At 52.9% G+C, this 15,590-nt stretch carries 9 protein-coding genes; 2 read left to right on the top strand and 7 right to left on the bottom strand.

Going from position 1 to position 15,590, the window contains the following annotated elements; all coding sequences use genetic code 11:
• Position 1 precedes the first annotated feature (1 nt).
• Positions 2 to 2,218: a right-handed parallel beta-helix repeat-containing protein gene (locus QEH57_RS06700; protein ID WP_309005926.1), complete on the bottom strand. Its 2,217-nt coding sequence runs from the start codon at positions 2,216 to 2,218 to the stop codon at positions 2 to 4.
• Between the two features lie 532 nt (positions 2,219 to 2,750).
• Positions 2,751 to 3,623 (bottom strand): helix-turn-helix domain-containing protein, encoded by an 873-nt coding sequence (locus QEH57_RS06695; RefSeq protein ID WP_309005925.1) that lies wholly within the window; start codon positions 3,621 to 3,623, stop codon positions 2,751 to 2,753.
• A gap of 101 nt (positions 3,624 to 3,724) precedes the next feature.
• Between QEH57_RS06695 and QEH57_RS06690 the strand changes: the two genes are divergently transcribed.
• Together QEH57_RS06690 and QEH57_RS06685 are read left to right on the top strand one after the other, a co-directional pair.
• Positions 3,725 to 6,877, top strand: a complete 3,153-nt coding sequence (locus tag QEH57_RS06690; RefSeq protein WP_309005924.1) for a GH116 family glycosyl-hydrolase — start codon at positions 3,725 to 3,727, stop codon at positions 6,875 to 6,877.
• Between the two features lie 4 nt (positions 6,878 to 6,881).
• Positions 6,882 to 7,433 carry an RbsD/FucU domain-containing protein gene (locus tag QEH57_RS06685; protein ID WP_309005923.1) on the top strand — a complete coding sequence of 184 codons (552 nt, stop codon included), beginning with the start codon at positions 6,882 to 6,884 and terminating at the stop codon, positions 7,431 to 7,433.
• 132 nt (positions 7,434 to 7,565) lie between these two features.
• On the opposite strand, the gene QEH57_RS06680 is transcribed toward QEH57_RS06685, so the two are convergent.
• From QEH57_RS06680 to QEH57_RS06660, 5 genes are all read right to left on the bottom strand, one after another.
• Positions 7,566 to 9,056, bottom strand: coding sequence for a sulfatase (locus QEH57_RS06680; RefSeq protein ID WP_309005922.1), 1,491 nt, complete (start codon positions 9,054 to 9,056; stop codon positions 7,566 to 7,568).
• Positions 9,057 to 9,090: 34 nt separating this feature from the next.
• Positions 9,091 to 10,596, bottom strand: a complete 1,506-nt coding sequence (locus tag QEH57_RS06675) for a DUF4955 domain-containing protein (RefSeq protein ID WP_309005921.1) — start codon at positions 10,594 to 10,596, stop codon at positions 9,091 to 9,093.
• A gap of 47 nt (positions 10,597 to 10,643) precedes the next feature.
• Complete coding sequence (locus tag QEH57_RS06670) at positions 10,644 to 12,476, bottom strand: hypothetical protein (RefSeq protein ID WP_309005920.1); 1,833 nt, start codon at positions 12,474 to 12,476, stop codon at positions 10,644 to 10,646.
• Positions 12,477 to 12,534: 58 nt separating this feature from the next.
• Positions 12,535 to 13,587: a hydroxyacid dehydrogenase gene (locus QEH57_RS06665; protein WP_309005919.1), complete on the bottom strand. Its 1,053-nt coding sequence runs from the start codon at positions 13,585 to 13,587 to the stop codon at positions 12,535 to 12,537.
• 516 nt (positions 13,588 to 14,103) lie between these two features.
• Positions 14,104 to 15,585: a glycoside hydrolase family 5 protein gene (locus QEH57_RS06660; RefSeq protein WP_309005918.1), complete on the bottom strand. Its 1,482-nt coding sequence runs from the start codon at positions 15,583 to 15,585 to the stop codon at positions 14,104 to 14,106.
• Positions 15,586 to 15,590 lie beyond the last annotated feature (5 nt).

Raw genomic sequence — 15,590 nt, 5'->3', positions numbered from 1 at the left:
ATTAAACAGCAAAAGAACCTTGAAGCATACCTAGATTGTCTCGCCAACGCCTAGAATAAGAATAAGCACGGAACCAAACTGGAAAATCTTCCGTCAGCCCCACCTCCTCTATCGTTAGCGGTCTTATTCCCAAGCTGTAAACAGGCGACCCTTCTCTTGTCCGAAAGTCCCCTTTCTCCCAATGTTCAAACAGGGGAAGACTGAATTCGCTATTCGACTCGTGCCCAGCTGCCAGATAGTCAACCATCTCAGAAGTCATGCCTCCCTCAGCATAGCTGTAGAATAGATTAAAATCCAAACAGCAATCCTTCAGAGCCTCAAGCGTCGGGCATGCAAGATCCTTCGTTCCAGCTGGAGCGATCGGGGCATAGAGCAGGTTTGCCCATCCATATTGATTATGAAATTCATCTCGTACATCCGCAAGCGTTTCGCCCTTGATAATCACATTTCTGCATACCCTTGCCTTTTTATTGTTCTCGCATATACGAATCGCCGCGTTCTCGCGTCTTGCCACATCGATAAAATAGTTGTTTCGCGCAACGTTCTCCCCTTTCAATACGAGTCCGCTGTTGTCGGTACGCCACACGATATTCTCCTCGATCACCGATCCTTCCTGATAATCGTCGGTGCGAATCGTGCCATCGGTCCACTCCTTGGTTTCAATATCATGGATAAAGTTGCGCCGTATGACATTTCCTCTTCCCGCACCAGATATGTTCATGACACCACCATCTCCGAGCAACGAGAGACAATGATAGGCTTCGTTGTTTTCCACGATGTTGTTCCGCGTGTGCAAATACGGCAGCACATCTGCCCAAGTTCGAGTGGGGCCATCGATTTCATGCCAGCGGATTGTCTGGCCACACTCGCGCCACGAACTTCTCCGGTCCTCCTTGTCGAAGAACCATAGCCTAACTCCACTCATGCAGACCGCTTTTCGCGGCACATCATGGATCAGGTTATTGAACACCTTATTATCCCCGCTCTGCCAGAGAATTACGCCATGCGAGTGCCACATAATCTGACCGATCCGGAATATGTGATTATTGCAAACAGTATTTCTCTGGTTTAGATCCTTCTTTCCAGGACCGTATCCAATAAAAGCAATACCTGCACCGCCAATATCGCGAATCTCGTTTCCTTGAACGAGGTTTTTCCTTGCATGAAGATCAAAGCGCACAGCAGACCCGCCAGTCTCGTAGAACTTGCAGTTGAGAACCTTGCAGCCCTCAACACCACGAAAACGCAAGAGAGAATCATCTGCATCGAGCATCTCCCAATCATGCTGCATTCCCAGATCCCCCTCTCGCCACATCCCCCGATCCGCTTGCGTAAACTCGATTCCATCGAAGACGATCCCCTTCACCGGCTTGTCACTTGGCCCATCGAGATCGACGCTACCTTCTACTTTCACCAGAACGCGAAGCGAAGGGACAGTCACGCTTCCCTCCAATCCGATTTCGTCTTCCGGATAATAGTATATTGTCCGAGTCTCCGTATCCACGATCCACTCACCTGGATCTGTCAAACACTCTGGTGCGTTTTCTATCCACATTGAAGGCCCGTTGCGAATCGCTTGCATGTCATAAGTCGCTTTCACTTGGGTTCTTGCTACACCTCGCTGTTCATCAACGTGCGACAAAGTCAACAGATTCATCATCCAGTGAAATCGCGGGCGAACGATTATCTCGACATCACGCAAGTTCTTCCATTCACGAAGAACGCCCTCTGGATAGTAAAAATTCTGCTTCCTCCATTCATAGTAAGACTCCGAAGCGTGATCCCCCGAATAGGGCAATGGATCAAAGCCTGCCCCCCTCGCTCGCCTTAAACGTTTTCCGTCACGAAACATTACCTTAAAATCACCTATTCCATCAGGTATCGGAGCCATCCAAAGCTTTCCAATCAGATCGGAAGACATACCCGCTGGCAAAGTCCTTACACGTTCCCATCCGGCAACCGCTTTTCCGCTACTTATAATTGCGGTTTCCCCCTCCATTGACTTGAATATCAGCCTCCCTTTTTCACGCGAATCTCTAAGCGAAAAAAGCAAGGTTTTTTCTACTTGGTACAAACCACCAGAAACGAGGACGGTGACATCCGCTTCCGGAAATCTTCGAGCCTCGAGCTTTGCTCTTTCCAGAGTCGCAAAAGCCTCAGCGAGAGAAGTACCCCGGTTTTCGTCACACCCATCTTGCGAAACATATATCTTCTTCATTAGCGTAATCGACTCTTTCGACGCTCCGAAAACAGCCATAGCTGCTGTGCTCTCATATCATAAACTGTAATGAGTACTTCATATCCTGATTCAGCTCGTTGCATTCTTCCGGCTTCCGATTTTTGCAGAACTGGAACACCGATATAAGCAACAGCCCAGCTCAACGAAAATCTCCGAACAATGGCCACCCAATCAAACCGCTCGCTCCAGAACAACGCCACAAAACTGGAAGCTGTTCCAGCTGGAATTGCCAGTATGACAAAGCTTGAAAGTAGCCTTCTACCGCAGGATTACGTATGCCCCATCCACTCCCAACCAGCCTTGGGTAGGTCAAATAGCAGATCCACCTTCAGGACAAATCGAACATTGGCGGACAGCATTTCGCCACAACATATCCCATAAGCATGGCGAAGTGGAATCCACTGTTTCAGGACCTCGTCAAGCGTGCAAACCGCTTGTCAGCACGACGCGGACTGGACCAAGGTCCAACCCAACAAGAATTCGACTTGTTGGACAGTCTTTTAGAACAAAGTCAATCCCCTTGCCGCCTGTACTCCCTCGGGCTCAACCCCACGTACCGTCGAAATATTCTGGAAAAATATTGGCTGCTGCTGAATCCGCATTCATGGGCAATCCGCGTGACAGCAACCGATTCGGCGAGCAATCGTTTCTGCGCCGCCCGGACTCGGAGGCGCATATGGTAATCGATTGGAGATTGCCCCGTATAATCCTTAAAAAGCTCATGCGTACGGCTGACACTAAACCCCAAGTACGCGGCAATTTCATTGACTGAAACCGGTTCAAAAAGCCTCGCTTCCACATACTCTGCGGCAGCCTTTCCGTATTCGGACTTTTTGGACACGCTGAATTGCTCCAGATGACGCGATGAATCTATAATCAGCTCGCACGCCAGCGAACGTAACAAGGGAAGTGACAAGGCTGATCGGGTCGGCGCGAAATGATCATAAAACGCCATGCGGAAGCGGTGCAGCGCATTTCGCGTATTAGTCGAGTAATCGACCACTGATGTTTCGAACGACGAATACCTCCGCTGAATCTCGCCTAGCTCCTCTCGCGTAAACGGAGTCCCTTTTATGGCCTGCCTGTGTCTCGGGTTAAAAATCATCCAACAAAATTGGCAAGGAGCCTCGTAGCCGCCCCTCCCCCTGTGAGCAACGCTGGGGGGCATAAAGGAAAACTGGCCGCCACGAATTTCGATGCATTCTCCACTCGCCAACTCATACGCCAACGATCCTTTCAAGGCAAAGACCAGCTCGAAACCGACGTGCGAATGCTCCTCCAGTTTTACCGCATGGCGATAATTGTTGGTTCCCATGTGGGTGATCATCGGCATTGCAAGCTCCTGCCCCCAAAGAGCAAGATGCGCATGGTGTGTCTTCAACATGAAGATTGTGCACTATCCTACGCTCCATAATCCAACAAGACAAAACACCAAATCTGTGATTTACTAGCAGGATTCCCCTACGCCTCACTCAACAATCCAAAATGAAATCACTGCTTTTCGCGTCCCTGATGCTCGCATCGGAAATCGTTGCCGAACCCCAAGTCGACATTATGGAACGACTCAAGCTCGACAGCAACAAAACCGAGACCGTCAAACACTTCCCAGAGGGCTTCGCCCAAACTCTTATCGATCGCGGCGCTCCGCTGATTTACACCAAGGAGAACTCGAAGAACTTCGAATACATCGGCATGCCTGTAGGCGGGATCGCTGCGGGCCAGCTCTACCTCGGGGGCGACGGCAAACTCTGGTTCTGGGACATATTCAATCTCAACTTTAAGATGGGGCAATTAAAAGGGGAAGAAGCCTATGAGTTCCCCTACGTCCGCAGTAAACCGAACGAGAAGGGCGCTCGCATGGTCGAGCATGGCTTTCGCGTTCAAACACGAGGTGGCGGAAAAACCGTCAGCAGGATCCTTGATCGCAACGGAATCGAACACATCGAGTTCCTTGGGCAATACCCAATCGGGGAAGTTCGATACCGCGATCCAGAGCTTCCAGTCGATGTCGACCTGCAAGCCTACTCGCCCTTTGTCCCGCTGAATCTTGATCAGTCGATGCTTCCAGCCACCATACTCAATTTCAAGATCCACAACCGCTCTTCCCATCCAACCGAGGTCGAACTGGCTGGCTGGCTTGAAAACGCAGTGCTCACTGAATCTCGTAAACGCTCCAAGAATCCAATCTCAGGAAAACTCGTAAATCGTATCGAAAATTTGGATAAAGTAGCCACTCGACTGGTCAGCTACGCAGAAATCGAGCAAAGTGTCGAAGACGATTCGCCTCGCCCCGACATCCTTTTCGAAGATTTTGAAGACGGCTACGCGGGTTGGACGCGCTCAGGCCGAGCGTTTGGGCACGAGGGCAAGCCGTATTACAATTATTGGGACAGCTACATCCGCCATCTAGGCGGTGAACGCCTTGCAGACTCCCGTCGGTACGATGGAGAAGGCCCTGAGCTAAAACAAGGCGAACCAACAGGATCCCTCGTCTCCCAGCCCTTCCTCGTTGAACGTAAGTACATTCGAGCAAATACGGGAGGGTACACCGATCCTCAAAGCGTTGGCATCCGGGCCGTCGTTGATGGCAAAACCGTCGATGCAGCGGGAGGATCCTCCACCTCATCGCTAAAACCCGTCTGGCTCGACTTGAGAGCCTACCAAGGGAAGGAAGCTCATATAGAGATTTACGACAAGCTTTCAAACACTTGGGGGACCTACATCTCAGTCGATGACATAACATTTACCGATAGAGGCGAAGACCGCACGCGGGTCGGAGACAACGGCAGCATGGCCCTCACCGTTATTGGAGGCAAAGCACAAGGCGACGCTCAAGCAGCCCTCCCTGCAAAGTCGCCTCAATCTTCGCCCCAAAGCGAAGCTAAGGTAGACCTCGCGTCCGACGCTCAACTCATCGGGAGCCTCACGAGCTCTATCCAGCTTGAGCCAGGCCAAGAGAAAGAAATCACATTCGTGCTGAGCTGGCACTTCCCCACGACCGCCGTTCTCGACATAGCTGGACAAACGCGTCACTACGCGGAAAAATTCAAGGATGCGAGAGAGGTTTCACAGTATGTAATCGACAACTACGAAGAGCTTTCAACCAAAACGAATCTCTGGAGGGACACGTGGTACGATTCGACCCTGCCCTACTGGTTTCTCGACCGCACGTTCTTAAACACATCGATCCTCGCAAGCAGCACCTCACACCTTTTGGAAGGACGCCACTTCTACGGGTTCGAAGGAGGGTACCAAGGGGAAGGCACCTGTACGCACGTTTGGAGCTACGTACAGGCAATGGGGCGTCTCTTCCCGGAGCTTGAGATTAACCTCCGCGAAAAAACGGACCTGCTCCCAGTCTCCCAAGGCGGCGCCCTCCAGGAAGACGGAACGATCAAGTACCGATGGTTTAAACATGGCCTCGCAGTCGACGGGCAAGCGGGCATTATTTTTCGCAGTTACCTCGCCCACCAAATGTCCAAAGACAACAGCTTCCTGATAGCCAACTACGGCGGGCTCAAAAAGGCGATGCAAGGCTTGACCCAACTCAACGACGCCGACCACGACGGCATCCTAACTGGGCCGCAACACAACACACTCGACGCAAAGTGGTACGGAAAGATCACTTGGCTCAGCCTCTACTACGGAGCTTCGCTACGGGCCATGGCCGAAATGGCCGACGAAATGGGAGACCGCGAATACGCTTCTTTCTGCCGCGAAATTGCCGACAGAGGCCGAGACTACATCGAAAACGAACTCTTCAATGGCGAGTATTTCATTCACGAGCCGGACCCAGATCACCCGAACTCACCCGGTGTGTTCTCAGGAAACGAATACAGCCAACTCCTCGGGCAAAGCTGGGCCTACCATGTCGGCATGGGAGAGATCATCGACCCTAAGAAAGCAACGGCAGCTCTCGACTCACTCTGGAAATACAACTTCACTACCGACGTCGGGCCCTTTCGAGAAGTTCATGAAAGCGGACGTTGGTACGCCATGCCGGGCGAAGGAGGATTTATCGCATGTACCTGGCCAAACGGAGGCTCGGAAGTGCTCGAGCACGGGGATCCGCGTTTTGCCGCATATAACAACGAGTCACAAAATGGCTACGAATACGCACTCTCCTCCTTGATGATGTGGCATGACATGCCATACCGGTCCCTAGCTCACATTTGGTACATGCATAACAACCGCTACCATGGCTCAAAAAGAAACCCTTGGTCAGAAGTAGAATGGGGAATCCACTACTCTCGCTCCATGGCAAGCTACGGTCACTTTGTAGGCGTATCCGGGTTCGAATACCACGGTCCCCGAAACTACATCGCATTTTCGCCAAAGGTCACTCCTTCCAATTTCAAAGCCCCTTTCGTAACCGCAGGAGCATGGGGGAGTTTCTCGCAAAACGTGGGCGATTCCGAACAAAGCGAAACCCTAAGCATTGTTCACGGCAAACTAGAGGTTCAGTCGCTTGCCTTTGATGTATCCAAAAATCGGAAAGCGAAATCAGTTACAGTCCGCCTCGATAAAAAAAGTGTTCCCTTCTCATACACGCAAGAAGGCGAACGGGTTTTCATCGCGCTAGACAAGACACTTTCCTTTTCGGCAGAGCAGTCCCTAAACGTAACCATCAAACTTTAAACAAATGAGACGATTCATTCCCGTTGTTATCCTCAGCCTGCTAACGCTTTCCGGTTGCAACGAACCCCAAAGCCCTGACTGGAAAAGCGAATTCGGTGAACGACTTCACGAATTCGGTCACCGAAACTGGATCGTCGTTGCTGATTCCGCTTACCCGAAACAAAGCGCGGCGGGAATTGAAACCATTCACACCCATGAAGGCCAAATCGAGGTCCTTCGATTTGTTTTAGAAAAGATCGACCAAGCTGAGCACATTCAAGCCGTAACGATGCTCGACGAAGAGCTCGACCTGGTTACCGAATCAGCTTCGCCAGGAGTAGAGGAATATCGAGCCCAGTTGAAGCAGCTACTGGGCAGTCGCCCTGTAAACGCAATGCCACATGACGAAATCATCGCCCAACTCGATAGAGCATCGGAACGCTTCAACGTCTTACTTCTCAAGACAGATCTCACGATCCCCTATACCTCAGTTTTCTTGGAACTCGACTGCGGGTACTGGGACAAAAAACGCGAAGCAGACCTGCGAGAACTTTCCGGCAAAAGCATGAGGAAGTGAATCGAATCGTCCCATTGCTTTTGGAGCTCTTCATAGCTTCGTCTCTGTCCCGGATGCGCAAAAAAGTTACGTTGCTCAACGGCGATCGGCACGATGGCCCAGCCCTCGACAGGATTAAGCCACGCTGAATCCTCAGCCGGGAATGCTGTCGAAATAGCTGAGGCCCGTTTTCCGATCTACGAAACGATCGTCCAGACCTGCTAACCAGGCTTTCGTTTCCCTTCCCAGTTCGCGCATGCGATTGAGGTTCTTTGCCGAGAGATTTTCCAGCTGGAAAGGGTCATTTTTCAGGTCGAAGAACAGGTCCTGATTCCCTCTACCTTGACCACGATAAAAATAGCAGCACTCCGTATCCGTTCTGACACCACGGGCGTTCCAGGCATTGTAGTACCAGGCGAACTCCGGCCGCGCCGCTTGGGGCCGATCAAACAAGGCGTCTACATAATTGGAGCCTTCTACCGAATCCGGAATCGCGCCGCCCAAGCCCAACAAGCCGAGCAAGGTCGGCATGATGTCCGGGGTTCCAAGCAACAGCTTTTCCTCGCGCGGCTGCAGCTGCCCTTTCCACGAAATCATGAAAGGCACGCCATAGGCCTCCTCCCAGAAGTAGGGTTTCCCCATCTCGCCGTGGCTCCCCATCATCTCACCATGATCCGAGGTGAAAACGATCACCGTCTCCTCCTCGATCCCCGCTTTCTCGATCGCCTTCAAAATGCGCCCGAACTGATCGTCGACGCCGGTCACCGATGCGAAATAGCTCTTGGCATATTTGAGGCTATCCGCGCCTGCCCCTTCGAAACGAACGTTGGGACGATTCAGCAGTTCCTCGATCGTCGCCCCGTCATACTTGTCGACATAGTTTTTCGGCACGCTGTCGTAGGGGTTATGGGGAGGATTCCACGACACGAACAAGGCAAAAGGCTTGCTCGGGTCGCGCTCGCCGTTGCGGTTGTTGATGTAGTCGATCGCCACGTTGGTCTCGTAAATGGGCGACCAGATCGGCCCCGGAAACAGCCTGTCCTCCGGCCCCGCTTCGTTCGTCCAGTAACCAAAATGGAAATGCGAGGTTTCCCAAGGAATCCGTTCGCCGGCTTCATTCCTATGCATGTCGCACCAGCTGTGCCAAAAGTCGATGCTATGTCTCCGCCCCTTGGATACCCAGGGCGACGCATAGCCCATGCCCGGAGCGCCCCGCTCCAGGTGCCACTTTCCGATATAACCGACATGGTACCCGCTATCGTGCAAGACATCCGTCAGACATCTCGATTCAGGCTTCAAATAAAGGTCAGGGCGATCCCCTCGACAATTCGTATAGAACCCGGTCGTTTGCGGATACTGTCCCGTTAGCAGAGACGCGCGATGGGGGCTGCACACGGGATAGGTGCTGCAGGCGTTGCTCAACACCACGCTGCGCTTGGCGAAGGCATCGAGATTCGGCGTCTGAACCGGATCCTGCTTCATGAAACCCATCGCATGACGGCGCATCTGGTCCGGAAAGACGTACACGAGATTAGGTCGACGTTTGCCCTTTTCCTGATCCGCCACCACGGGTTGCGGCAATGTCGATACCGCGCCCAATGCAGTCAAGGCGCCCGCGCTACTTATGAAACCTCGTCGATTCATCTCACGTATCCTACCTTTCTATACACTTCGCTCTTCAATCACGCTCGGCGCTCTGCCCGAGCCTTCGGGCCAACTGGTATTCGAACAACGCCCCCCCATCCACCGGAGCTCCGTGCGCCGCCACGACTCCTTGTCCCTCCCGAAAGGAGATCGGCGTTCCATGCATGCCCACGATCGTTGGCTGCAGAACTCTCCAGTAGGTCTCTCCGTAAGGCTCGAACTGGAAGTCCTCCAAGCCTGGATTCGTCTTGAGATGGTTCCACAGCAGCAGCCCCTCCATGTGGGTGGGCAAATTGAAGGCCGCGCCTCCGCCCCTTCCCTTCATGAATCCGCCAAAACAGGAGTCGAATAGAGTGTAGCGGGGTTGGGACGAGTGTGACTCGAAACAAGTATCCGAATTCCAAAAACAGTCGAGAAACACGTTCGCGATCGATTCGTTCGACACCCCCAGACTGTGCCAATGCGAAGCCAGATCCTGCGTCCTAGTCATAAAGCAAAACGAACTTCTCTGGAAGTTGATCGCATTGTGACCGGGGTTACCCTCAAGGCGACAGTCCGCTACCGTCACCTGCACGGAGTTAACGATGACACAGACTCGGTTCAGGTTCACGAACACGCAATCGCGTATCCACGAGTTAGCCACATTGTTCAGCTTCAGGATGGAATACCCGCCATCGTCCAGCCAGGACCGGTGGTGATCGAAGGGTTCCGTCCAGGAGCCCTCAAAGCGCAAGGACTCGAATCCGATTTCGGAAAGCGGATACAACCGCACTACCGACCAATCGTAACGACTGTCGATCGGCTTGAAGATCGGACTCGTCAGAACCACCTCATTTCCGGCAACCGACTCGACCTGATGTCTCTCCCAAATGGATACGCCGTTTTGCCAGATGCTTGTCCAACGCGTCTCGGGATGGTCGAAGCCCGAGAGCTCGCTACGCACGAAATCCGGATCGTTCTCCAACAGCCTCAGTGCTATCCAATCCCCCACCCGCAAAGCGGATGCATTCTCGACTTGGATGCGACGTTCGCCGGCCTCTGCATTCGCGAGAATCTTGCCGATCCGCTCGTCTTCGCTCCGATCGCCGACCTCGATGGCGTAAGGACTCATCCATAGCTTCATCGGCGGAGGCGGGGGCATCGCCTCCTTCATTGACAATATGCTGCCGCCCTTCTCCGCCCCAGCGCCACGGAACACGATCTTGCTACCGCTCACACGCAGGCTATCCACATCCCCGATGGCATTGAGCTCGAAGCGACCGGGAGGAAAAAGCACGACCCCGCCCCCGGCCTCTTGAGCCGCGTCCACCGCAGCCTGGATCGCGGCGCGGTCGGACTTTTCGTCGTCGGGTACGGCTCCATAGGCTACCACGTCAAACACCGGCCCCTCCACATGCGGGATGGGACGCTCCGAACGATGGTAGCCCGCATAGGAATAATCAGGCAGCGACAACGACTGCTCCAGCTTCTCGATCTCGCTCGCCCCAAGAAGGAGCGAGCACTGGGAACAGATGACGGCAAAGGCAAACAGGGTTCTCATAGGATAAAAGGGGTAAAAGGTGAAACGTTAAGCTCTGGCTAACGACGCTACGCGTGTTCTTTCTTCTCTCGCTCGTACTCCAGGACAGTGGAGTCATTCACCTCGACCAGCTCCTCCTTTTGGTCGCGCTGGGAAAGCCAATACATCAAGAACCCGACACTTAGCACGAAGGCGGCGATTACCAAAATGCTGATACGGCCGCTCAAGGGATTGTCCAAGAACAGGAGCAGCAAAACCAAACAACCCAAAGCGATAGAGAAGACTCCGATCTGCTTCTTCTGAAAGGCATCGCTGTTCGCGCCCACCTCCGCAGCATAATCGATCTTCCGCAGCATCGTCGCGTAAAAGTCCGCATGAGCCTGACGTTCCTCGTTGGATACAAAGCGGTAGAAGAAAGTGGAAAGCACAAAGACTAGAGTACTACTGCTCACGATAGCCAAAGACTTCTCTTGATAGGACCAGCCGAGACCAAACGCCAAATCGACGAAGCTCGGTACAAACCCGGCAAACATCGACGCGAGGGCGGACCATCCCGGGACGTTTCGAATAAAAAGAAACAGCACCAGCGGAATAAACTGCGGCAGCATCAGCATATTGCCTATGCTCAACATCAAGTCGAACAGCGTGACTCCTTGAAGTTGCGCGTAGAACAAAGCAAAACCTACGATCATCACTCCCATCAGCATCGTTGCGACCTTACCAGCGAGCACCTCTCTTCCTTGCGGGATCTGAGGAGCTCGAATCGCACGCAAAAACGCGGGCAATAGATCCCGCACGATCAAGCCGGAATTACGGTTCAACCCCGTATCCAAAGAACTGATCGCAGCAGCCAGCATGGATACCAGCATTAGACTAAAGGCCCCTGCTGGCAGCAGCTTCTGGCTCACAACCGCGAAGGCAAACTCTGGCGCCTTCGCGGGGTCGGCATGCATCGCCATCACCTCCTCATACATAAAAATTCGACTGAAGATGGGAGGCACAAAAAACACGAGACAACCCACAACCATCAACCCCGCCGATAACCATGACGCCTTCACTGCTTCCATCCCATCCTTTGCCGAGAAGTAACGGATCCCCTGAAAAAGGCTGATCATATTGAAAAACTGCACCACGAAGGTCACTACGATCCAACTCAAGCCATAGGGCGATTCCATCGAGTCGACGCCTTCTGCAAGAGGAGTTACGAACTGCAACTCCTCCGCCGCAGAGCTTGCGGCAATCGCCTCAAAAAACGCGGCAACGCCACCAGCCTCTTGAAAGCACAAGACAGTGATCAAGACCGTGACTGAGACAAGGATTAGCCCTTGCACAAAATCGTTCGCCATTACCGCCCAGTTTCCACCGATCGTACAATAGCCGATCACTACCACCCCTACCGATAGGATAACCATGGTTTGTGGCACCCCGGGAAGCAGCAGCGTAAAGAACACGGAAAGCCCATACAAAACGGCCCCCGTCCAAACCAAGCCGTTTAGCACCATGAGCGAGGCCAAGACGATCTCCGACCGCTTGCCGAAACGCACCCGAATCGCCTCCGCGACCGTAACCACTCTCATCTGGCGGTACCATGCTGCCATGAACAAGGCGCACACCACCGAGGATGCCACATTCGCAGCGTAAATCGCCATCGGGCTCCAGCCGGACTTGAAGATGCCAGCCGCGTTCCCCACGAACGTGTAGGTGCTGATGCCGCTCATGAAAATGCTCAGTCCCACTAGCCACCAGCTCGCCTGCCCGCCAGCCTTGAAATAGTCTTCGCTATTTCGTACCAACCGTCCGAATACAACACCTACTCCAATTAGGAAGCAAAAATAGACTCCTATAACAACGAAGGCAGTAAGATTGTGGGGGGCCGAGGCCAAAAGAATGGGGTATAACATATCTGAAACTCAAAAGGTCAAAACAAGGGACGCTCCACAGACGGAAGAAAACAAATCCCTAGGCCATTTGCTCGAATAACAAAAGGTCTTCCAAATTTTCTAGCGGTTCGCCCTTCAACCAACGCTCGGCCGAAGCGATTGCCTCCTCGACCAGCAGCTTAACCTCTCCCCCCACGCATCCTGCGATGTGCGAGCTCAGCCAAACGTTCGGCAAACAGTAGAGAGCGGACCCATCCGTCGGTGGTTCCGGATCCGTCACATCCAAAAGGGCAACAATGTCGCTCCGTCTCGTTAAAATGGATACAAGCCCCTCCTCGTCAACCTGGGCGCCCCGTCCGGTATTGAGGAACGTTGCCCCTTGCCGCATCCTCTCAAACTGAGCTTCGCCGATGCAATGCTCAAGCTCTGGTAGATTCGGCAGATGGTTAGACACAATGTCGCAAGTAGCAAACACCTCCCCCAACTCCGCCTTGGCCACTCCCATCGCTTCGCAATCCGCTAAGGAGAGGTAAGGATCTACAACGAGGATTTCGAACCCACGCGGACGCAGCAAATCGATCAGGCGCCGACTTACCCGCCCACAACCAATAAGGCCCACCTTGGTTCCGGCATAGCCGTCGAAACAGAAGCGGGGGTCAACCGGTGACACTGCAGGACCGAAGTTCCGAAATTGGGATACGTTTTGAAAGAATCGCTTGGCGCTCAAAAGGATCTGCCCGAGACAAAAGTCCGCCACCACACGAGCATTCGTCAGCTTGGACGACGAAATCGGCACTCCCGCCTTGAGGAAAGGCAAGGCAAAGGAACGCACCGACCCAGCCGCGTAGAAAATATGCTTCAGGTTCTCGAACCAAGCAACTTCCCTCTCGTCGAGAACAGGGAAGCCCCAAGTACCAAACAGAACGTCGATCCCCCGTGCGATTTCAGGATTCGCTCGAAGTTGCTCCGCAGTCAGAGTATAAGGCAACAGGTCGAAGCTTTCCTCAATGCGGCGCCTCGCCTCCTCGCCATACACAGCGTCGACCATCCGCTCCGATTTCTCGCCTATCAGGGCAGCCTTGAGCGGCCTTTCTCGTCCGCCGTTCATTGCAGTGGGGTAACTCTTTTTCATCGCCTAAGGTAAAAACAAGCGCCGCCCGAAAGGAAACCACTTCACCCCCAAGTAAGGGAGTCGGCACTTACCGACTCTCCTAAGCCCAGTCCCATAGCCCAAGATATCCAGGGTCGAACAGTTCGCCAAACAAATCCTTCGTCGATCAATGCGGCTCAAAAATCGCAGAGAAACCTTTTCGGACATTCTGTGGACACGAGCGCCTAGGCGCTGGTCCTTTAATTTAATCCTGCAAGCGGAATAGAGCCTACGACAAGAATACTGGCTCCTCACAAGCAGATCAGGAACCCTCAAGCCGGGATCCAAAATCAACTCCGAACGAAGCGGCGCTAAACGCCAAATCGAAGCATATACAGTTTGTTCAAATAAAAACGTGTAAACACCTGACTGCCTGCTCGACGCGCCACGTTCTCTGGGGATTGCTAGTAAAGGTATTATCCTTTTCGCCTTCCCAACAATTCCCAGATCCTCACCTTGAACATTACAACCGAACTCTCGCCTCTAATCGCGACGGACTTAGTCTTCAATACGGAGCCGCAGGAATGTGCTATAGCTTTGCTCCTTATCGACCTCAATTTCTTGCCTGACTTCATTGCGCCCCCCAATCCCAGACAACACACTCGTTTTCAAGGCAATCGGTAAAAGCGACCTCCACGAATCGCTCGCCAAATTTTCAGAGCACTCTACAATGTACTGCACATTCACATCAGCGCGTTGCGAAACGATCGTTAACGAACCACCCACCACTTCCAGTCTAGGCATAAGGGACAAATCACCCGCGTCATTCGGGTCACTTCCAAACGCATACTCTAGGATATTGGCTTGCCCATCTCCATCTTCATCTCCTTCCGCCCCCGTGGAAAGCGAAGCAGTTTCCTGAAAAAGAGCGAAACTCTGTCCAAAGAGAGGAACCAAAACGGTGTCGGCTTGGACGCGAGACGACCAATTCAGTTCGCGACGATCAAACAACTTAAACTTCCCTCCGTCATCCCACACAACCGGGCTGATGCCGTAATCAACACAACGATTGGCATAGTAGTCGGCATGCCGTATTCGGTCTAACTCGTTGCCGAGCCCATTATTTTGAGAACCCCATTCTCCCATTACGACCGCACGCCCCATACCTACCACAATCGTTTCGTGGATCTGTTCAAAAAGGTTATCCAGGGCCCGCTTGTCCGTATCGGTTCCCCAATCCGCATCCTGGTTCGTCAGGCAGAATTGATAGGGCGCATAAGCGTGAACCGAAACGATAACGTTAGGGTCGTTGTTAGGAGCCTCCCAGTCAGCCATCGCCTTCACATCGGCGCTCGCTGCGTGGGTCGGGACCATTAGCATGCGGACAGAATTGTTGCTACCGGTCGCTCGAATGGCACTTACACAAGCTTTGTTCGCCCGATTGACACAATCCCTCGTTTCAGCAGTGCCCCCACTCCATTCACCCCATAGCGTCCCACCGCCTTCAACTCGCGGCTCGTTGAGCGTTTCAAAAATTAAGCGATCGCCGTAGTTCTTGAAGTGGTTCGCGATTTGGGTCCAAACCTTTTCAAGCCGTTCGCTCGTCGCATCGATATTCTCGTAGTTCGGAATGACCCAGTGCCCTTCGTGATGGGTGTTGAGAATTACATAGACGCCTCTATCCAAAGCCCAGCTTACGATTTCCTCAACCCGTTTTAGGTATTCCGTATCGACAACATAATCAGGCCCCTCCCCCATGTTTGGATACCACGTCACCGGCAACCGCAAAGTAGTAAAACCAGCCGATAATATACCGTCTACAATCTCCTCAGTTGTCTCGGGGTTACCCCAGTACGTCTTGTTGACGTTCCTGACATCGAGGGTATTGCCGAGGTTTATTCCGATCCCCATCTCGTCAACAACCTCTTGAGGCGTTAAGCCACGCATCGGCTCAGGAGACCTAGGTCTTCCAGCCTCAACCAAAACAGCATTAAGCAATCCAACTACAAAAGTTATAGCACACACGAAACGCTTCATCATAGCAT

This window comes from Pelagicoccus sp. SDUM812005, assembly GCF_031127875.1.
Taxonomy (GTDB): Bacteria; Verrucomicrobiota; Verrucomicrobiia; order Opitutales; family Opitutaceae; genus Pelagicoccus.
Note: the sequence above shows the minus strand (reverse complement) of the source record. Positions and strands in the feature narration are given on the sequence as shown.

What these genes read in the sequence shown, in the direction of transcription:
- QEH57_RS06660 (WP_309005918.1), bottom strand. Translation starts at nt 15,585, where the DNA reads ATGATGAAGCGTTTCGTGTGTGCTATAACTTTTGTAGTTGGATTGCTT.
- QEH57_RS06700 (WP_309005926.1), bottom strand. Translation starts at nt 2,218, where the DNA reads ATGAAGAAGATATATGTTTCGCAAGATGGGTGTGACGAAAACCGGGGT.
- QEH57_RS06685 (WP_309005923.1), top strand. Translation starts at nt 6,882, where the DNA reads ATGAGACGATTCATTCCCGTTGTTATCCTCAGCCTGCTAACGCTTTCC.
- QEH57_RS06680 (WP_309005922.1), bottom strand. Translation starts at nt 9,056, where the DNA reads ATGAATCGACGAGGTTTCATAAGTAGCGCGGGCGCCTTGACTGCATTG.
- QEH57_RS06675 (WP_309005921.1), bottom strand. Translation starts at nt 10,596, where the DNA reads ATGAGAACCCTGTTTGCCTTTGCCGTCATCTGTTCCCAGTGCTCGCTC.
- QEH57_RS06665 (WP_309005919.1), bottom strand. Translation starts at nt 13,587, where the DNA reads ATGAAAAAGAGTTACCCCACTGCAATGAACGGCGGACGAGAAAGGCCG.
- QEH57_RS06670 (WP_309005920.1), bottom strand. Translation starts at nt 12,476, where the DNA reads ATGTTATACCCCATTCTTTTGGCCTCGGCCCCCCACAATCTTACTGCC.
- QEH57_RS06695 (WP_309005925.1), bottom strand. Translation starts at nt 3,623, where the DNA reads ATGTTGAAGACACACCATGCGCATCTTGCTCTTTGGGGGCAGGAGCTT.
- QEH57_RS06690 (WP_309005924.1), top strand. Translation starts at nt 3,725, where the DNA reads ATGAAATCACTGCTTTTCGCGTCCCTGATGCTCGCATCGGAAATCGTT.